The sequence below is a fragment of the Bradyrhizobium sp. genome, assembly GCF_035652035.1.
Lineage (GTDB): Bacteria > Pseudomonadota > Alphaproteobacteria > Rhizobiales > Xanthobacteraceae > Bradyrhizobium.
In genome coordinates, this window is the sequence record NZ_DASREO010000099.1 from 75,718 (window position 1) to 94,545 (window position 18,828).

An 18,828-nucleotide genomic window follows, 5' to 3' on the forward strand; every position below is an offset into this window, starting at 1 on the left:
CCTGTTGGCCGTCTATTACGCATCGCGTCGCCCGCGGGGAATGACATGCGTAACAAGATAACGAGACGGCATTTCGTTGCCGGTTCGGCTGCGGCCGCCATGGGCCTTTCCAGCCGTCGCGCTTATTCGGCCGTTCAGCCGCAGGTCTTGCGGATGGGCTTCATCAACCCCCGGGATTCCCAGTTCGGTGCCGGTGCGGTCGAGTTCGCGACCTATGTCGAGAAAAATTGCGGCGGCCGGCTGAGGATTGAGCTCTATCCTGCCGGCGAAACCGGCGGCGAGCTGGAAATGTGCCAGGACGTCGCCTCCGGCACGCTTGAGATGACCTTTACGTCGTCTGCGGTGTTCACCGCGATCGCGCCAGAGCTTTCGATCTTCGACATCCCCTTCCTGTTTCGCGATCTTGGCCATGCCCGCGCTGTGATGGACGGCGAAATCGGCAAGGCGGCCTTGGCGCGGCTCGAGCCCAAGGGCATCATCGGGCTTGCCTGGGGAGAAAACGGACTTCGTCATCTCACCACCTTCGACCGCGCCGTTCGCCGGCCCGAAGACCTCAAGGGCCTCAAGCTGCGCGTGCCGCAATCCGAGGTGATGGTTTCGAGCTTCAAGGCGATCGGCGCCGACGTGCACTCGCTGGCTTTCCCCGAACTTTACGGTGCGTTGTCCTCGGGCTCGTTTCAGGCCCAGGAAAATCCGATCGCGACCATCGTTGCGACGAATTTCGACAAGGTGCAGCACTATCTGTGCCTGACCGGGCACGTTTACTCGCCGGCGGCCTTCCTGATCTCGCCACGAATTTTTGAGCGCCTTTCGCCGGAAGATCAATCCGCGCTCCGCGCCGCTGGCGTTGCCGGAAGCAAGGCCAGCCGCGCCTATCTCGATCGGGCGGAAAAAACCGGTCTCGATGAGCTGCGCCGCCGCGGCATGAAAGTGGTCGAGGATATCGACCGCCCGGCCTTCGTGGCCTCGCTCGCCGGTCTTGAAGGTCAATTCCAGAAGCAGTTTGGCAAAGACAAGATCGACGCCATTCGCAGCTTCGGCAAATGAGGCAAAATCGATGTCGCTACTATCTATCGCGAACCGGATCAGCCTCAATGGCCGCCTGATCGGCGGCTTCGGGCTCCTGATAGTGCTGAGTGTGGGCACGTCGATCTTCTACAATGTCCGGATCCGCGACGTTCGGGACAATGTCGCCCGCATTGAACACGCCTCGGCGGCGACCGACACGGTCAGCAGCTTCACGCGCGACCTTCTGCTCCTGCGTCGCGTCATCGTCGACTATTTCCGCTCCGGCTCGGCTACGGACCGCGCCAAGTCGCTCGCGGCGTTCGAGCCGCTCGACAAGTCGATCGATGCCGTGCGCGAAGCTGTCGGTCCGCGCGGCGACATGCTGCGCTCAGCCCTTGCCGACTACCATGCTACGTTCAGCAGACTGGATGAGGAGGTCAAGAAGCGCCAGGCCGCGTTTACGAGCATCAACGCGAGCGGCATCCGCCTCACCAACACCCTGACGACCGTAACGCTTGAACTTGGTGCCGCAAGCGAAGCGGCGCTTGCCCCGGCCCAGCGGCTCGAACAGGCGGTCCAGGCGCTTCGCGCCGTCGTCTATCGTTACATGGGAGCGCCCTCGGCCAGCGATCTCGATATCATCCCCGCGGAACGCGAACGGATCGCGAAGGAGCTTGCTGCGGTCAAGGCTCTGCCTCCGGTCGATCCGGCGCTTTCGAAGATTATCGCCGCATTGCCGGCGCAGGCCGAAAAGATGCTGGCCGCATCCGATCAGCTGATCGGCGCGGCCGCCTCGACGGAGCAGGCCTTTGCGGTTCTGGTCAAGGCCGGCATCAAGCTCGGCGACGATGCGGAGGCGCTGCGCAGCGAATATCAGAAGAGCCGCAGCGAGGCCATTTCGACCGCCGGGCAGATTGCCGAGGCGGCCTCGACGGCTGGCACAATCGCCGCGGTCACGGGCGCCGTGCTGGCCGCCATTCTCGCAGGCCTGATCACGGTGTCGATCTCGTCCCTGATCAAGCGGATGACCCGAACGATGTCGCAGCTTGCGGGAGGCGATCTTTCGGTCGAGATCGAAGGCGCCGAGCGGGGCGACCAGATCGGCAACATGGCGCGCGCGGTCAACATCTTCAAGGACAATGCCGTTCGCATCGCCGAGGTCGAATCCGAGAAGAACCGCCTCGCGGCCCAGACCGAGCAGGATCGCAAGGCGGGCTTGAGAGAACTTGCCGCGCGGTTGGAACGTGCAGTCAAGGATATCGCCGACTCGGTGAAGCAATCGGCGCAGCGCATGCACGATGGCGCCGCGACCATGAGCGGCGCGGCCGAGCGGACCAAGTCCCAGTCGGGTACCGTGGCGGCAGCGTCCGAGCAGGCGTCGGCCAACGTTCAGACCGTCGCCGCTGCGGCCGAGGAGTTGACCGCCTCGATCCACGAGATCGGTCAGCAGGCGCAAAATTCGGCGACCGTTGCGCGGCGCGCCGCCGAGCAGGCGAGCCGGACCACGGCGACGATGGAAGGCCTGTCCGAGGCCGCCGACCGCATCGGCGAGGTGATCAACCTGATCAACAGCATCGCCTCGCAAACCAACCTGCTGGCGCTCAATGCGACGATCGAGGCTGCGCGCGCCGGAGAAGCCGGCAGAGGCTTCGCCGTCGTCGCTTCGGAGGTCAAGAACCTTGCGTCGCAGACGGCGCGCGCGACGGAAGATATCGCGGCCCAGATCTCGTCGATCCAGGGCGTGACGCGGGAAGCCGCCGCCGCCATCAAGGGCATTGAATCCGTCATCATGGAAATCAACCAGATCGCGTCGTCGACTGCGAACGCCGTCGAGGAACAGGGCGCTGCCACGGCCGAGATCGCGCGCAACGTCCAGCAGGCCGCGGCGGGCACCGGCGAGGTTTCCAGCAACATCGCAGGCGTGCTCGAGGCGGCGGCCGAAACCGATGAGCATGCGCGTATTGCGCTGGAAAATTCCAACGAATTGACCGGCCAGGCCGACCGGCTCTGGCAAGCGGTCGTCGGCTTTGTCGAGGACGTGAAGGCGGCCTGATCGATCGCCGAGCCACTATCGACCACGGCGTCAGGCTAGTGTCCCGATTCCGAAGTTCGTATCATATTTCGGAGCCACGTTTCGAACTTCGAAAATCGAAAGGACACTCGTGGTCCGATTCTAACATTCGCATCCCTTCTCAGCGGGTACTTTTGCGAATGTTAGTATCAAAAGACCACGAGCAAACATATGTTTCTAGTGGAGTTCAGGATTTGACATTCGCTTTCGGACTCGCGACTGGGTGGGTAGCGAATGTCAAATCCACTCCACTAGCAAAGCTATTGATCTAGTGTGGCTTTGGTTCAGAAGTCCGCATGAAGAACCCGCGGCAGCAGTGGTGCGGACTTCTGAACCGCCACACTGGTGACGATGATTCAATCGTCCTCATCCTCCATATGCCCCAGACAGTCCACGACCCTGCCGTTCTGCATGACCGGCACGTAGACACATGAGCGGCCCTCGGCGTCGACCAGCCGGATCGCTTGCGGCATCTGGTCGGGATATTCGCCGCCATGATCCATCGTTTCAAAACGCAGCCCGCTGCCGTCCAATTCCGGATCCTGCGGCCGTTGTTCGGGGGCGAGCGGAGCGAACCTGTTTATCAGTCTCATTGCTGGTGACTTACTGGCGACGATGACGAAATTGAGGGGGCTGAAAAGCACGCGGCGCTTTGGCGGAGACAGTGGGATTTTCCTGGTTTGGATTCTGAAGTGCGACCAGCTGCACAGCCGCCTGTGCGGACCGGCGCTCCATATACAATTGCCCCGCGACCAGCATTCCTGCCGCGAAGATGAGCGTGACCATCGCGCTGGCCAACTGCGACATCTCGTCCATGATACCCAGCCTCTTACGCCTTGTCGGAATCGCTAACTCGCGAGCGATCAGCGTAGTTCCGGGCATGCGCCGATCCTCCTTAGTCTAAGGCGACCCGCGCACGCGGCGATCGTGATGCGGCGCACTCAATCCTCGCGTTCGGGGAACAGGCGGAAGCCGCGACCGTTTCATTGTCACGGCAGAGGATGCAGAAGGGGCCGCGAAGGTGACCGGGAGAATGAATGGATTTGGCGTCGCGCTGATTGTCGTCCTGACACTTGGCGCTGCGCTCGGCGCCGAGATGGATCCGGCAGCGATCAACAACGCCGAGCCGCCCGTGAAGAGGCTCTCGAATGACAAGCCAACACCGTTTGGCGTTCGGCTGGAAGTTCTGCTTGATCGCGCACACTTCTCGCCCGGCGAGATCGACGGGAAATTCGGAACGAACGCGAAAAAGGCGCTCCGCGCCTACGCGGAGGCGCAACAGCTGCCGGGTTCGGATGAGGCGACCGGGGAGATCTGGCAAAGGCTTCGGACCGACGACCAGCCCGTGCTTGCGAATTATACCCTGACGAAAAAAGACATCACCGGCCCGTTTCTCCGCAGGCTCCCGTCAAGGATGGAGGCCATGAAAGGCATTCCGAGGCTTGACTACACCAGCGCAAAAGAAGGGCTCGCCGAGAAATTCCATATGAGCCAGCAGCTGCTCTCGATGCTCAACCCCAGGCAGCGGTTCGATCGCGCCGGCGACACCATTGTCGTTCTTGCGACCCGTGCTGAGCAGACCTCGCCGCCGGCGAGAGCGGAAAGGGTCGAGGTCGACAAGCATCGGCAGACCGTGGAGCTGTTTGACAAGTCGAACGCGCTGATCGGATTTTTCCCGGCGACCGTCGGCAGCAAGGACAAGCCGTCGCCGTCGGGCACGTTGAAGGTGACAGAGATCGACCAGAACCCGACCTATCACTACAATCCGCGTTTTCACTTCAAGGGCGTGCATTCCCGAAAGCCGTTCACCATCAATCCCGGCCCCAACAATCCGGTCGGCGTCGTCTGGATCAACCTGTCCGGCGACGGCTACGGCATTCACGGCACGCCGTCGCCCGGCAAGATATCGAGAGCTGAGTCCCACGGCTGCGTACGGCTGACGAACTGGGACGCCGAACGCGTGGCAGCGAGCGTCGGAAAAGGCACGCCTGTGAATTTTGTCGACGATCCGCGCTGACACGCCGGCGGGGATCGCTGGCTGCAGGCCCGGTCCGGACCGATTTGTTCCATGCTTATCCCGCGAAAATGCAGCCCGGCTGGCCGGAACGACGCATCGCGGCGCGCGGTTGATTGGGATGAACAAGCTTTACCCGTTGCTGCTGGAGCATCGACTGCCTGTTCCTCTGCGGTACGGCATCGCCGCCGCCATCATGTTGATCTGCGCGATGTTGCAGATGGCGTTGCAGATGCTGACGGGATATCCGAGCTATTTTCTGCTGCTGCCAGGCATTTTCCTGTCGGGACTGATCTTTAACCGCGGGACTGGCCTCCTGGCCGCCGCGATAGCAGCCTGCGTCAGCATTTACCTGAGCTATCGGGCCGATGATGGCTCGCTCTATCTTGTCGAGAACGGTCTGTTTGTCGTGACCGCTGTGGGTACGGCGCTGGTCGCCGAGTTCCTGCGCGCCGAGATGAAGCGGGTGATGCAGGCGGACAAGACCAAGTCTGTGCTGCTTCAGGAAATGGCGCATCGCACCAAAAACAATCTGGCCGTTCTCAGCGCGATGATCCGCCTCCAGGCCAAAAACGCGGAGCCAGACGTCGCGGCGGCGCTGGAGGCGACGGCGCGTCGAATCCACGTGACGTCGCAGGTTTACGACCACCTCTCGCACAGCCAGGACTCGCGGCTCGTCGGCATGCGCTACTTCCTGAATGGCGTCGTCGACAAGATCTTCCTGTCTCTGGCGCCTCCCGGACCGATCGCGTTTGAAGTGCTCAGTGATGATGTCGCTCTGCCTCATAGTCAGGCGCTGGCGATCGGCATCATCACCAACGAGCTCGTGACGAACGCATTGAAGTATGCCTTTCCCGAGAACCGGCCCGGTCAAGTCACCGTCGAGCTGTCGGTAGCCAAAGACATCGCCTTGAACATTTCTGATAATGGTGTCGGCCACAATTGCGAGGATGATCCATCCGGCCTCGGCTCGCGGATCGTGATGCTGCTGACCCAGCAGCTCGGCGGCACGCTGTCCTATGCAAGGCTGCAGCCCGGCCTGTCCGCCCAGCTCCGCGCGCCGCTGCGCGATAGATGATCGAATCGCGGGGAGGAGAAGGCGGGGCTTTGCGCCGCGGCTTCATCCTTCGAGACGCATCGCAAAGCGCGATGCTCCTCAGGATGAGGTCGGACCAAGCGGCGACTCAAGACCCTCATGGTGAGGAGGCGCAGAGCGCGCCGTCTCGAACCATGAGACGGCCATATTGATATCAATTCAACACCCGCTTCGCCTCGGGACTATCGAGTGAGAACGTCGGCACGTCGATCTCGAACTTCTCGCCGCTTGCGCTCACCATCTGGTAGCGCCCGGTCATGATGCCCGATGCGGTCGGGAGCGGAACGCCAGAGGTATATTCAAAGCGTTCGCCCGGCGCGAGCGTCGGCTGCTCGCCGACCACGCCCTCGCCACGCACTTCCTGTTGCCGGCCGGTGGCATCCGTGATGATCCAGTGCCGCGTGCGCAGCTGCACAGTTTCACGGCCGGAATTGGTGATCACGATGGTGTAGGACCAGAAATATTGCCGATTTTCCACGGAGGAACGGTCCGGGAGGAAATTCGGCTCGACGGTCACTTCGATGTCACGGGTCACGGCGCGGTACATGCAGTCTCGACTATCTCTCAAGTTACGTTTCATCCTACCCGATCGTTTCGCCAGAACCAATCGCGAGCCCGCCAAGAGCGAATGTCAAATCCGGAACCACACTGGAAACCTCAGTTTCCCGGTTCTGACATTCGTAGACCAGCGCGCCGCGAAATCATACGAATGTCAGAAGGAGACACCAGTGCGACCCATCGCGGTTTCACCACAGTTGGGGGCTAACGCGCGGCTTTCGCACGGCGCGCCGGACTGTGCTATCTTTACTGGTGTCCCGGTTCTGACATTCGTATCATGTTGCTGCGGGCACTCTTACGAATGTCAGAACCAAAGGGTTACGAGGAACTATATGATTCTAGTGTGGCTTTGACTCTGACGTCCTTTGAAGAACTCGCGGCGACACTGAAAGGAACGTCAGAGTCGCCACACTAGCTGACCTTGCCGACCTTATCGATGGTTTGAGAGATGACCTCGGTTGCCGATCAGATTTCCGGACCATCACTCGCGGCCGATGCAGGCGTTATTGCGGGCAGTGCGCCCGCGCGCGCCGAGGCGCCCGCGATTGCGAAGCCTGCGGCCGGCGAACGCGAGCTGCGGCTCGATTTGTTCCGCGGGCTTGCGCTGTGGCTGATCTTCATCGATCACCTGCCGCAGAACCTTCTGACCTGGCTCACCATCCGCAACTACGGATTTTCCGACGCCACAGAAATCTTCATTTTCATTTCCGGCTATACCGCTTCCTTCGTCTACGGCCGGGCGATGCGCGACGTCGGCTTTGTGGTGGCAACCGCCCGCATCCTGCGGCGGGTCTGGCAGATCTATGTCGCGCATGTGTTCCTGTTCACGATCTTCCTTGCCGAAATCTCCTACGTCGCCACCAGCTTCGAAAATCCCCTCTACAGCGAAGAAATGGGGATCATGGATTTTCTGAAAGAGCCTGACGTCACGATCGTGCAGGCGCTGCTGCTCAGATTCCGTCCCGTCAACATGGACGTGCTGCCGCTCTACATCGTGCTGATGCTGTTCCTGCCGCTCATCCTGTGGCTGATGCGGAAAAGTGCCGACCTGACATTGGGGCTGGCGATCCTGCTTTACGCCGCGACCTGGCATTTCGATCTTTATCTGTCGGCCTATCCGAGCGGCTTCTGGGTATTCAATCCCTTCGCGTGGCAATTGCTGTTCGTGTTCGGCGCCTGGTGCGCGCAGGGCGGCGCGCAGCGGATGTCGCGCATCCTTACTTCGCCGGTCACGCTGTGGATTTGCGTGGCCTATCTCTTGTTCTCGTTCCTCGTCACGCTGACCTGGTACGTGCCGCAGCTCAGCCACTTCATGCCGAAGCGGCTCGAGCAATGGATGTATCCCATCAGCAAGACCGACCTTGACGTGTTGCGTTTTGCTCATTTCCTGGCGCTGGCGGCCGTGACGGTGCGCTTCCTGCCCAAGGACTGGCCGGGCCTGCGGTCGCCCTGGCTGCGACCTTTAATCCTCTGTGGCCAGCATTCCCTCGAGATATTCTGTCTCGGCGTATTTCTCGCTTTCGCCGGGCATTTCATCCTGGCGGAGTTCTCGGGCGGAACCGGGTTGCACTTTGTTATCAGTATTTCCGGAATCCTGATTATGACGGCCGCGGCGTGGCTTTTCTCGTGGTACAAGCACTCTGCCGACAAGAGTGGCCGAGCCAAGGCTACCGGCGGCAACGCCGATATGGCGGGAGGGGGCGCATGAAGTTCGTCTCAGGGGCAATCCTGAGTGTGAGCGTGCTGGCCGGCGTTCTGGCCGGCGCTGGTGCGCGCGCTGACGATCCGCCCGCCGCGCCCGCTGCGCCTCCAGCGTGCGAAGTTCCCGATTATTTCCTCTCCGGCGATACTGCGCTGCCGAAGGTCGCGGAAGTCATCAAGGCAGGCGGTCCGCTGAATATCCTTGTCGTGGGCAGCCGGTCCTCGACGATCAGCGTCGCTGGGAACCACACGGAGGCCGCCGCCTATCCCAGCCAGTTGCAGGCCGCGCTGAAAGAAAAGCTGCCGGCGATCGAGATTAATTTATCCGTAGAAATACTGGCCAAGAAGACCGCTGAGGAGGTGGTGCCCGGCCTTTCGAAATTGGTCGAGAGCAAGAAGCCTACCTTGGTGATCTGGCAGACCGGAACCGTCGATGCTATGCGCTCGGTCGATCCGGATGATTTCCGCGCCGCGGTCGACGGAGGCGTCGTGGCGCTGCGGGATGCCGGAGCCGACACGGTATTGGTTAATCCGCAATACAGCCCCCGCACGGAGTCGATGATTTCCGCCGCGGCGTATCTTGATAATATGCGTGTCGTCGCGCAGGAGCATGAGGTGCCGCTGTTCGACCGTTTCGCGCTGATGCAAAAATGGTCCGAGGACGGAGAGTTCGATTTGTTTACCCCAGTTCACAGCCCCGAGCTTGCGAAGCGGGTTCACAGCTGCCTCGGACGTGCATTGTCGCAATTCATTATGGCCTCGGCTCACCCGAAGCCGCCGCAGGAGAATTGAGAAAGTCTGCCGTTGATGACGTCTCGGAGATATTGCCGCCCTTTTTGCCTCACTGCCTTTGTGCTGCTGATTGCAGCACCGGTGGCCGTTTGCGCCGAGAATACGCCACAGGCGGCTGTTTCCGATAGCGCCAAGACCGATGCTGTGAAGCCGGCCGCGTCCGCCGCGGAGCAATCCGCACAAGCCGTCGGCGCGCCAGCCGACAATGCCGGTAGCGCGGCGCCAGCCAATCAGGCTCCGCAGGACAAGCCGGCGCAACCAGCGAGCCTCACTGACAAGGCGATCGACAAGGTGAAGCAGGCCGCGAAATCGGCCAGCGATATTTTCAATCGCGTGCCGTGCCTCCCGCCGAAGGGCGTGGCGCGAGCGTTCTCGCTGCCGCATGTCGCGCACAAGCTCGCCGCGGGGGAACCGGTGACGATCATTGCGTTCGGATCGTCCTCGACGCAGGGCTATGGCACCTCGTCGCCGGAGTTCACCTACCCCAATCGCCTCGCGGCGCAACTGCATCGGCGGTATCCCGCGGCCAATATCACCGTCGTCAACCGCGGCCGCGGCGGTGACGATGCGCAGCAAATGATGGCGCGGTTGCAGTCCGAGGTGATCGACGTGAAGCCTGACCTCGTGATCTGGCAGGTCGGCACCAATGCCGTGCTCCGTAACGAGGATCCCGATGCTATCGCGCAAAACGTTCAGGACGGCGTGGCCCGCATTCAGGCCACCGGCGCCGATGTCGTGCTGGTCGACCTGCAATATTCTCCGCGGGTGACCGAGCATCCCGAGAACGCCAGCAAGATGGTGAAGCTGATCCGCCGGGTCGCCCAGCTTCGGCACATCGGCGTGTTTCCGCGCTTCGAAGTGATGCGGCAGTGGCATGAGAGCCAGGCCTTGCCGATCGATACGTTCGTCATCGCCGACGGCCTGCACATGAACGATTGGGGCTATGCCTGCTTCGCGCAGATCCTCGGCGACGACATCATTCGCTCGGTCGGGCAGATCAGGCTCGGCGTGGCTGCTCCGATCAACCGCTCGATGTGACGCCGTCGACCTCGTCATTGCGAGGAGCGAATGCGACGAAGCAATCCAGAGCTATCAAAAAGACTGGATTGCTTCGCTTCGCTCGCAATGACGCGATAGGTCGTTACGCTTTTTCCAGCGCTGTGTGCAAATCCTCGATCAGGTCGTCGGCATGTTCGAGGCCGGCGGAGAAGCGGATGAAGCCGTCGCTGATGCCGAGTTCGGCGCGCGCGTCCGGCGAAAGCCGCTGATGCGTGGTGGTCGCCGGATGCGTGACGAGGCTCTTGGCATCGCCGAGGTTGTTGGAAATGCGCGCCAGCTTGAGCCCGTTGAGCGTGCGGAACGCAGCCGCCTTGCCGCCCTTGACCTCGAAGCCGACCAGCGTCGATCCGGCGCGCATCTGCTTCTTCACCAACGCTGCCTGCGGATGGTCCTCGCGGCCGGGATAGATCAGGCGTGAAACCTTCGGATGCCGCGCCAGCGCATCGGCGATCTTCGCGGCATTCTCGGTCTGCGCGCGAACGCGCACGGCCAGCGTCTCCAGGCCCTTGAGCAACACCCAGGCATTGAATGGCGACAATGACGGTCCGGTCTGGCGCATGAAGTTGTGCAGATGTTCGGCGATGAAGGCCTCCGACGACAGGATCATGCCGCCGAGACATCGGCCCTGGCCGTCGATGTGCTTGGTCGCGGAATAGACAACGACGTCGGCGCCCAACGCGAGCGGGCTTTGCCAGATCGGCGTCGCGAAAACATTGTCGACGATCAGCCGCGCGCCGGCGGCATGCGCGATTCCCGCAATCGCGGAGATATCGAGCACGTCGAGCGTTGGATTGGTGGGGCTCTCGAGGAAGAAGCTCCGGGTCGTCGGCTTGACCGCGCGTTGCCACTGGTCGAGATCGAGACCGTCGACCAAGGTGGACGAAATGCCGTAGCGCGGCAGCAGGTCTTCCACCACATAGCGGCAGGAGCCGAACATCGCCTTCGCCGCGACAACATGATCGCCGGCCTTCAAGGGCGCGAGAATGGCGGTCGTCACTGCCGCCATGCCGGTTGCGGTCGAGCGGCCGGCTTCGGCGCCTTCGAGCTCGATCATGCGCCGTTCGAACATCGCAATCGTCGGATTGGAATAGCGCGAATAGATGTAGCCGGGGTCTTCGCCCTTGAAGCGCGCCTCGCATTGCTCGGCGGTGTCGTAGACATAGCCCTGGGTAAGAAACATCGCTTCCGACGTTTCGCCGAATTCCGAGCGGATGGTTCCGGAATGAACCAGCCGGGTTTCGGGGCGGTAGCGGGCAGGGGCGGACGTGTGAGACGCGGGCTTCGACATGTGACCTCCGTCATGACCGCTTTCGAAAGCGGCCACAAAAAAACCGGCCTGGAGAAACTCCATAAGGCCGGGATCACATTGTCCCCGGCCTGTTTAGCGACTTATTTAACGTGGCTGCAAGCCGGCCGGCTCAAATCACCACGGGATAAGTCATGCTCTATTCCCTCGCGCCCTTTCCGTCAAGGCGACCATCGGCTAACCGGTAAAAGGCCTTATTTTCAGGGGTTATTGGCCTGGATATCCTGCAAGGATCGCACTCCGTGAGCTTTACGCTTCCGCCCGGCGCCAACGGCATCCTGCCCGACCGCATGATCGCGGCGATGGCGGACGCGGGCCTGATCCTCCCTGCCTATCCGTTTGTCGAAAGCCAGATACAGCCGGCGAGCCTCGATCTGCGTCTCGGCGACATCGCCTATCGGGTGCGGGCGAGCTTTCTGCCGGGCCCCGGCGCTACGGTGGCCGAGCGCATCGATGAACTGAAGCTGCACGAGATTTCGCTCTCGGACGGCGCGGTGCTGGAAACCAACTGCGTCTACATCGTGCCGCTGCTTGAGTCGCTGGCATTGCCGCGGGAGATCGTTGCCGCCGCCAATCCGAAAAGCTCGACAGGACGGCTCGACGTTTTCACCCGCGTCATCGCGGACGGCACGCGCCGCTTCGACATGATCGGCGCCGGCTATCACGGTCCGCTTTATGCCGAGATCAGTCCCAAGACGTTTCCGGTCTTGCTGCGCGAAGGCTCGCGGCTCTCGCAGGTTCGCTTTCGCACCGGCGAGGCGATCCTCAATGCGGACGAACTCGACGCGTTGCATACGTTGGAAAAGCTGGTTGACGTCGACAAGGCCGACCTCACCAATGGCGTCGCGCTCAGCGTCGATCTCTCCGGCGAGAAGGCCGGCGGCTTTGTCGGCTATCGTGCCAAGCGCCACACCGGCGTGGTCGACGTCGATCGCCGTGGCGGCTACGCGGTCGATGATTTCTGGGAGCCGATCGCAGCGCGGCCCGATGGCAGTCTCATCCTCGATCCCGGCGAGTTCTACATCCTTGCCTCGAAGGAAGCCGTCCAGGTGCCGCCGGATTACGCCGCCGAGATGGTGCCGTTCGATCCCCTGGTCGGCGAATTCCGCGTGCATTATGCGGGCTTCTTCGATCCGGGCTTCGGTTATGCCGGCGCCGGCGGCAAGGGCGCGCGCGCGGTGCTGGAAGTGCGTTCGCGCGAGGTGCCGTTCATTCTCGAGCACGGCCAGATCGTCGGCCGTCTCGTTTACGAAAAAATGCTGTTGCGGCCCAATGCGATGTATGGCCAGCGCATCGGCTCCAATTATCAGGCGCAGGGCTTAAAGCTCTCCAAGCATTTCCGGGTGTGATGGATAGCGCCGCGCAAGAGGCGCAGTGGAAAAGATGGCGCTGCGTCGCCGATCTCTACCACGCCTGCTTCACCGGCTTGATCCTGACCGTGGTGACGCGGCGCGGCACCGCCGATGCCGCCGAATTTGTCTTCCGCGTGTTTCGCCGCCAGCAGCAGGAGCGCTTCCTGCCCGGGCTCGAGAAGCTCGGCCTCAAGGGTCTGCCGCCGGCCGTTGCCGCCGCGCAATACCATTATCTCTCCAACTGGATCGGCGGCGTGCATGTCGAATACATGTATGAGAGCGATCGCAAGGCCTGGATCCGCTATCCGGTGCCGCGCTGGATCTGGAAGGGCACCGCGATCTGCGGCGTGCCCAGTGAAGTTTCGCGCGCGATGCTGCGCGGCTGGCACGCCAATAACGGCGTCGCGCTCGGCAATCTCAAGCTCGGCTTTGTCTGCACCAAGCAGAGCGTCGACGGCCAGGACGGTCTCGAAGGCTATTATCACGAATACGACCATCCGCTCGACATAGATCAGCGGTTGGTGTTCGCGCGTCATCTCGAAGCTCCGCTGTTCGATCCCACGGCTGCACCTGCGCTGCCGGTCGCGAACTGGCCGAAACCGCGGCTGGAAAAGGCCTATCGCAACTACGCGATGGAATACGTCCGCACCGCCGCGCCGGTGATGGTGCAACTGTTTGGCCCCGAAGATGCCGGTTACCTCCTTCATCTCACCGGCAAGCTGATCGGCATGCAGTCTTACGATGAGGTCGCGCTGGCGCTTGGCGGCGAGCACGGCGGTGCGCGCGAATGTTCTCACTTGCTGATGTCGCTGCTCACGGCGCAGGACGACGCTGCCGAACTCAATGAATCACAGGGCGGCTTCGCGATCAGCCAGCAAAGCTGGAAGCTGATGGACGAAGTCAGCGATTTCCATCCGGCCTGCAGCCGCATCCTCCATGGCGTGTTCGAAGGTCTTGCCGCCGGCTGCGGCCGCCACATCGCGGTCGATATTGCGACAGCAGCCGGCGGGCGGCCGCCTTTCCTGTGGTCGATCGCGTAAGCGTCGGATCGCGGCTCAGCGCCTCGCCGGCGTCACGCGCCAGATGATATTGCCGACGTCATCGGCCACCAGCAGCGCGCCGCTCTTGTCGATCGCAACGCCCACGGGGCGGCCTTGAGCCTCACCATCGGCATTGAGGAAGCCGGTCAGGATGTCGCGCGGCTGACCCGACGGCTTGCCGCCCGCGAACGGCACGAAGATCACCTTGTACCCGGAGCGCGGCTTGCGGTTCCATGAGCCGTGCTGGCCGATGAACGCGCCGCCCGCCATATCGGGCGGAAACAGGTTGCCGGTGTTGAAAGCCAGGCCCAGCGAGGCCGTATGCGCGCCGAGCGCGTAATCCGGCGCGACCGCCTTGGCGACGAGATCGGGACGCTGCGGCTCGACGCGGGTATCGACATGTTGGCCGTAATAGCTGTAGGGCCAGCCGTAGAAGCCGCCGTCCTTCACCGATGTCATGTAATCCGGCACCAGATCGTTGCCGAGTTCGTCGCGCTCGTTGACGACGACCCACAGCGCGCCACTCTGCGGCTGCCATGCCGGTCCGTTGGGGTTGCGAAGGCCGGAGGCGAACAGGCGCGTCTTTCCCGTGATGCGATCGACCTCCAGCACGGCGGCGCGACTGGTTTCCACGTCCATGCCGTTTTCGCCGACATTGCTGTTGGAGCCGACGGTCGCATAAAGCTTTGACCCGTCGCGGGAGGCGACGAGGTCCTTGGTCCAGTGGTGATTGAGCGGGCCCGCCGGCAGATCCGCGAGCTTGACGCCCGGCGCGGTGATTTTGGTATCGCCGGTGCGGTAAGGAAATCTCACGATCGCGTCGGAATTGGCGACATAGAAATCGTTGCCGACCAGCGCCATGCCGAACGGCGAATTCAATCCTTCGAGAAAGGTGGACTTCGTCTCGGCGGTGCCGTTGCCATCGGCATCGCGCAAGAGCGTGATGCGATTGGCGCTTGTCGTGTAGGCGCCGGCGCGGGTCATGACCATCTTCGCAATCCAGCCCATGACGCCGCGTTCGTCGTCAGGCCTTGTCGGCGCGTTGCTCTCTGCCACCAGCACATCGCCATTCGGCAGAACGTAGATCGTGCGCGGGTGGTCGAGCGCGTCGGCGAATGCATTGACCGTCATGCCTTCGGCGGCGACGGGTCTTGCGCCCGCAGCCCAGCCGATCGCTTTCGCAACGTTGACGGTCGGAAGCAGCGACTTTTCCGGCGCAACCAATGTCGGGTTGGGGCCGAACGTCTGTCCGACCGTTGAGGTTTCCTGATCGTTGCAGGATGCGAGCGGCAGTGCGATGCCCGCAACACCGACAACAAGTACAAGTTTACGAATTGGCTGGCGCATGAATGTCCCCCGGCGGTCGCGGCAGGTTACGGTAATCCGCACCCCGGACAAAGGCATGACTTCGGATAATCGCTGCGAGATCCGCCTTCAGGCGTTCACCTTCCTCGTTGCGGAATGACGGCGATTTGAGCAGGCCCCCCTTGCATGTCGCGCAGATGGAATCGCGCGAGACCGTGCTAGGAACCCCAAGAACCCCAAAGACCGCGCAACAGGGTGCGGCGACAGCGGACATGGCCGATATCTCCGTCGCAGAAATCCCCGTAGACGAAAAAGAGCGCCCGCTGCCGCCGCCAGCGCCGGCGGTTCAGAATGCGCTGATCGACGCGCCGATCCTGTCCACGCTGCTGCGTCTGGCTTGGCCCAATGTCATTGCGCTCAGCGCCGGCACCTGCGTCGTGATCGCGGAAACCTCCTATATCGGCCGGATCGGCGTCGAGCCCTTGGCGGCGATGGCGCTGGTGTTCCCGTTCGTGATCCTCACCATGACGATGTCGGGTGGCGCGATGGGCGGCGGTGTTGCGTCTGCGATTGCGCGTGCGCTCGGCAGCGGCGATACCGATCGCGCCTCGACGCTCGCCTCGCATGCGCTATTGATCGGGCTCGTCTTCGGGCTCACGTTCACCGCCGGTATTTTGATCTTCGGCCCGACGCTTCTGGAAATGCTCGGCGGCCGCGGCAAGGTGCTGGCGCATGCGGGGGCCTACATGCAGGTGTTCTTCGCCGGTGCCACGCTGCCATGGCTGATGAATTCGATGGCGGGCATCCTGCGCGGCACCGGTAACATGAAATTGCCGTCGCTGATGATCCTCTGCGCCGCGGCTCTTCAGATCATCTGCGGCGGCACGCTGGGCCTCGGGCTCGGTCCTGTCCCGCAATTCGGCATGCGCGGGGTTGCGGCCGGCGCGTTGATCGCCTTTTCGGTTTCTATCGCAGTGATGGCCTGGTACCTGTTTTCCGGACGGGCTCGCGTCGTGCCGAAAATCGCCGGCTTGAAAATTCAATGGGCGATGCTGGCCGACATCCTCAAGGTCGGGCTCGTCTCGTGCTTTTCGCCGCTGCAGTCGGTCTTGACGATCAGCATCTTCACACATCTGCTGGCGCGCTTCGGCACCGAAGTCCTCGCCGGCTACGGCATCGGCGCCCGGCTCGAGTTCATGCTGACGTCGCTGGCCTTCTCGTTCGGGATTGCATCCGTGCCGATGGTCGGCATGGCGATCGGCGCCGAAAAGATTGCGCGCGCGCGAAAGGTCGCGGCGACGGCGGGTGTGGTTTCGTTCGTCTCGGTCGGCTTGATCGCGACCTTGATCGCCATCGTTCCGGAGGTCTGGGTCAACCTTTTCACGAGCGATCCCGGCGTGCGCGCTGCGGGCAAGCAATATCTGTCGACGGCCGCGCCGATGTACGCCTTCATCGGGCTAGCGATGTCGATGTATTTCTCCTCGCAAGGCGCGGCCAGGATGCTTGGCCCGGTGCTGTCGCAGTCGGCGCGGCTCGCTTTCATTGCGGGTGGCGGCTGGTGGCTGGTGACGCGCGATGCGACGGCAGCGGATTTCTTCATCCTCGCCGCGGCGTCGATGGTGCTTCTCGGCGTTCTGTCGGCTGGAAGCGTATTCCTGACGCGATGGGGTCCGAAGACCGAGCCGGTCGTGCCGATCCAGCCGGTGCTGTCCGGCGCGATCGACTAGTTCGGAATCGGGACACTAGAGCCGCGCCGCGCTAACGTCCGAGGTGTTTCCGCATCGCTTCAATCGCGATATCCATCTGGCTTGCGATGTAGGGTGCGATGTCGTTCGGCAGCACGTCGACGACCCAGCTCATGCGAGTGTGGCCGTCGCCGTCAGCGAAGACCTGTACACAGCCGTTATAATGCCGCACGCGCTCGCCGCCGATGATGGCGTAGACCAGCCGTCTCCGCGTATCGTCGCAATCCACCAATTCCTCGCGCGCCACGACGCCGTTGTGAAAGGTCAGGATGCGCACGGTCCCCTCAAGACGGCTGTCGACGACAAAGCCGGGGTTCAGCCGTTGATGCACCGCGCCGAAGTCACGCACCGCATCCCAGACAACGTCGCTCTGCGCGTCGATCATAAAGTCCTTGTGAACCGAAGCCATGAATCGAGTCCTCGCTGGTTGTCATTCCGGGGCGCGAGCACAAGCGAGCGAACCCGGAATCTCGAGATTCCGGGTCTGGTGCTGCGCACCATCCCGGAATGACATGGGAGATTAGGTACAAACCGCTTCGACATTGTTGCCGTCGGGATCGATCAGGAACGCGGCATAATAGGTCGGGCTATAGTCCTTGCGCGCTCCCGGCGCGCCGTTGTCGCGGCCGCCGGCTTTCAGGCCTTCGGCATGGAATGTCCCGATTGCCGCGTGATCGGGGGCGCGGAACGCGATATGGGCTCCGGTGGCGGCTTGCCCATTGTGCAGATGTAGCCATAGCGCAGGCTCGCCCTTCGGTCCGAATCCCGCACCGCTTGCATCTTTGGAGCAGAGGACGTAGCCGAGCGGCGCCAGCGCCGCCACATAGAATTTGATGCTGGCGTCGAGATTGCTGACTCTCAGCCCAACGTGATCGTACATGGTCGGCTCCATCTGTTTGTCGGCGGCTCAATGGCCGCGAGATGGAGATGACCCTAGTCAGTTCAGCGCCAGGCTCTCTTGGAGAATCTTGCGCTTTCCTCGCGCGGCATCGCGGAAGGCGGTCGGCGAAGCGCCGGCGGCGCGGTGGAAGGTGCGCACGAAATTGGAGAGGTCCTGAAAGCCGACATCATAGGCAATGTCGGTGATGGCGATATCCTCGTCGGCCAGTAGCCGCGCCGCATGGCGCAGCCGCGAGCGCACCAGATATTGATGCGGGGTGACGCCGAGCACCTTGGAAAACAGGCGCAGGAAGTGGAACGGGCTGAGGCCGGCCTGGTTTGCGGCGTCGTCGAGGTCGATCGGGCGATGCGAATTCGCCTCGATCCATTGCGCGGTTTCGACCGCGCGGCGGCGATCGCGGGTCTTGATCGCGGCCGCCTTGCGTGTCCGGTCGGACACCGCATCGACGAAGCGGCTGGCGAAAACATGCCCGACCTCGTCCAGTCCGATATCGCTGCGGCCATCTGCTGCCGTTTGCGCCAATTCGCCGAGCACCATCAATTCGGGTAGCGGCGGCGCCGCGCCGATCCGCCAGGCGTCGGCCCGGCCACCGATCGTCTCGACCAGCTCCGGCTCAAGAAAGAACGACAGGCACTCGTCGCCGCAGATGTGGTGGTCGTGGGTGCAGACATATTCGTCGCCCGGAAAGCCGACCAGCACGGAGCCGGTCACGAGATCGAACGACCGCCCGCGGCTTTGGCAGCCGAAGCTGCCTTTGCGCACGTAGGAGACGGAATGGCAGGCAAACTGCTCCGTGAACGGCTTCTCGCCGGGGGTAGCGGTGCAACGGAAATCGGACACCGAGATCGAGCGGTGCTTGAGCAGGGTGGTGCGGACCATG

General features: G+C 62.5%; 18 protein-coding genes and 1 riboswitch. Of the genes, 10 read left to right on the plus strand and 8 right to left on the minus strand.

Features of this window, described 5'->3' with window-relative positions; translation table 11 throughout:
• Positions 1-45: 45 nt before the first annotated feature.
• Both dctP and VFB05_RS27875 read left to right on the plus strand, forming a co-directional pair.
• Positions 46-1,047, plus strand: coding sequence for a TRAP transporter substrate-binding protein DctP (gene dctP, locus VFB05_RS27870; RefSeq protein ID WP_325018516.1), 1,002 nt, complete (start codon positions 46-48; stop codon positions 1,045-1,047).
• 10 nt (positions 1,048-1,057) lie between these two features.
• Positions 1,058-3,061: a methyl-accepting chemotaxis protein gene (locus VFB05_RS27875; RefSeq protein ID WP_325018518.1), complete on the plus strand. Its 2,004-nt coding sequence runs from the start codon at positions 1,058-1,060 to the stop codon at positions 3,059-3,061.
• Positions 3,062-3,435: 374 nt separating this feature from the next.
• On the opposite strand, the gene VFB05_RS27880 is transcribed toward VFB05_RS27875, so the two are convergent.
• Positions 3,436-3,612: a hypothetical protein gene (locus VFB05_RS27880; RefSeq protein ID WP_325018520.1), complete on the minus strand. Its 177-nt coding sequence runs from the start codon at positions 3,610-3,612 to the stop codon at positions 3,436-3,438.
• 70 nt (positions 3,613-3,682) lie between these two features.
• The gene (locus VFB05_RS27885; RefSeq protein WP_325018522.1) at positions 3,683-3,895 is read right to left on the minus strand and encodes a hypothetical protein; all 213 of its coding nucleotides are present in this window, start codon (positions 3,893-3,895) and stop codon (positions 3,683-3,685) included.
• 217 nt (positions 3,896-4,112) lie between these two features.
• Between VFB05_RS27885 and VFB05_RS27890 the strand changes: the two genes are divergently transcribed.
• Together VFB05_RS27890 and VFB05_RS27895 are read left to right on the plus strand one after the other, a co-directional pair.
• Positions 4,113-5,096, plus strand: coding sequence for a L,D-transpeptidase family protein (locus VFB05_RS27890; RefSeq protein WP_325018524.1), 984 nt, complete (start codon positions 4,113-4,115; stop codon positions 5,094-5,096).
• Positions 5,077-6,171, plus strand: coding sequence for a sensor histidine kinase (locus VFB05_RS27895; RefSeq protein ID WP_325018527.1), 1,095 nt, complete (start codon positions 5,077-5,079; stop codon positions 6,169-6,171). Before VFB05_RS27890 ends, VFB05_RS27895 begins: the two co-directional genes overlap by 20 nt.
• Before the next feature lie 172 nt (positions 6,172-6,343).
• Here VFB05_RS27895 and apaG read toward each other — a convergent pair whose 3' ends face one another.
• Entirely contained in the window at positions 6,344-6,736 is a 393-nt protein-coding gene (gene apaG, locus VFB05_RS27900) for a Co2+/Mg2+ efflux protein ApaG (protein ID WP_325018529.1), read from the minus strand.
• A gap of 459 nt (positions 6,737-7,195) precedes the next feature.
• Between apaG and VFB05_RS27905 the strand changes: the two genes are divergently transcribed.
• Genes VFB05_RS27905 through VFB05_RS27915 form a run of 3 tightly spaced genes read left to right on the plus strand, consistent with a single transcriptional unit; the run spans position 7,196 to position 10,278 of the window.
• Entirely contained in the window at positions 7,196-8,455 is a 1,260-nt protein-coding gene (locus VFB05_RS27905; protein WP_325018531.1) for an OpgC domain-containing protein, read from the plus strand.
• Positions 8,452-9,240 (plus strand): SGNH/GDSL hydrolase family protein, encoded by a 789-nt coding sequence (locus VFB05_RS27910; RefSeq protein WP_325018533.1) that lies wholly within the window; start codon positions 8,452-8,454, stop codon positions 9,238-9,240. The genes VFB05_RS27905 and VFB05_RS27910 overlap by 4 nt, the downstream gene beginning before the upstream one ends.
• Before the next feature lie 15 nt (positions 9,241-9,255).
• Positions 9,256-10,278, plus strand: a complete 1,023-nt coding sequence (locus VFB05_RS27915) for an SGNH/GDSL hydrolase family protein (RefSeq protein ID WP_325018535.1) — start codon at positions 9,256-9,258, stop codon at positions 10,276-10,278.
• Positions 10,279-10,381: 103 nt separating this feature from the next.
• On the opposite strand, the gene VFB05_RS27920 is transcribed toward VFB05_RS27915, so the two are convergent.
• Positions 10,382-11,587 carry an O-succinylhomoserine sulfhydrylase gene (locus VFB05_RS27920; protein ID WP_325018538.1) on the minus strand — a complete coding sequence of 402 codons (1,206 nt, stop codon included), beginning with the start codon at positions 11,585-11,587 and terminating at the stop codon, positions 10,382-10,384.
• A 72-nt stretch (positions 11,588-11,659) separates the two neighbouring features.
• Positions 11,660-11,739: riboswitch (SAM riboswitch) on the minus strand.
• Between the two features lie 108 nt (positions 11,740-11,847).
• Here VFB05_RS27920 and VFB05_RS27925 point away from each other — a divergent pair.
• Complete coding sequence (locus tag VFB05_RS27925) at positions 11,848-12,954, plus strand: 2'-deoxycytidine 5'-triphosphate deaminase (protein WP_325018540.1); 1,107 nt, start codon at positions 11,848-11,850, stop codon at positions 12,952-12,954.
• Positions 12,954-13,997 carry a hypothetical protein gene (locus tag VFB05_RS27930; RefSeq protein ID WP_325018542.1) on the plus strand — a complete coding sequence of 348 codons (1,044 nt, stop codon included), beginning with the start codon at positions 12,954-12,956 and terminating at the stop codon, positions 13,995-13,997. The genes VFB05_RS27925 and VFB05_RS27930 overlap by 1 nt, the downstream gene beginning before the upstream one ends.
• A gap of 15 nt (positions 13,998-14,012) precedes the next feature.
• Here VFB05_RS27930 and VFB05_RS27935 read toward each other — a convergent pair whose 3' ends face one another.
• Positions 14,013-15,344, minus strand: a complete 1,332-nt coding sequence (locus VFB05_RS27935) for a sorbosone dehydrogenase family protein (RefSeq protein ID WP_325018545.1) — start codon at positions 15,342-15,344, stop codon at positions 14,013-14,015.
• A 230-nt stretch (positions 15,345-15,574) separates the two neighbouring features.
• On the opposite strand from VFB05_RS27935, the gene VFB05_RS27940 reads away from it, so the two are divergent.
• The gene (locus VFB05_RS27940) at positions 15,575-17,029 is read left to right on the plus strand and encodes an MATE family efflux transporter (protein ID WP_325018547.1); all 1,455 of its coding nucleotides are present in this window, start codon (positions 15,575-15,577) and stop codon (positions 17,027-17,029) included.
• A 31-nt stretch (positions 17,030-17,060) separates the two neighbouring features.
• On the opposite strand, the gene VFB05_RS27945 is transcribed toward VFB05_RS27940, so the two are convergent.
• The 3 genes from VFB05_RS27945 to VFB05_RS27955 form a co-directional block, all read right to left on the minus strand.
• On the minus strand, positions 17,061-17,456 hold the full coding sequence (locus tag VFB05_RS27945; RefSeq protein WP_325018549.1) for an SRPBCC family protein: 396 nt from the start codon (positions 17,454-17,456) through the stop codon (positions 17,061-17,063).
• Between the two features lie 111 nt (positions 17,457-17,567).
• A complete protein-coding gene (locus tag VFB05_RS27950) occupies positions 17,568-17,927 on the minus strand; it encodes a VOC family protein (RefSeq protein WP_325018551.1) in 360 nt (119 codons plus the stop codon).
• A gap of 57 nt (positions 17,928-17,984) precedes the next feature.
• On the minus strand, positions 17,985-18,827 hold the full coding sequence (locus VFB05_RS27955; RefSeq protein ID WP_325018553.1) for an AraC family transcriptional regulator: 843 nt from the start codon (positions 18,825-18,827) through the stop codon (positions 17,985-17,987).
• Position 18,828 lies beyond the last annotated feature (1 nt).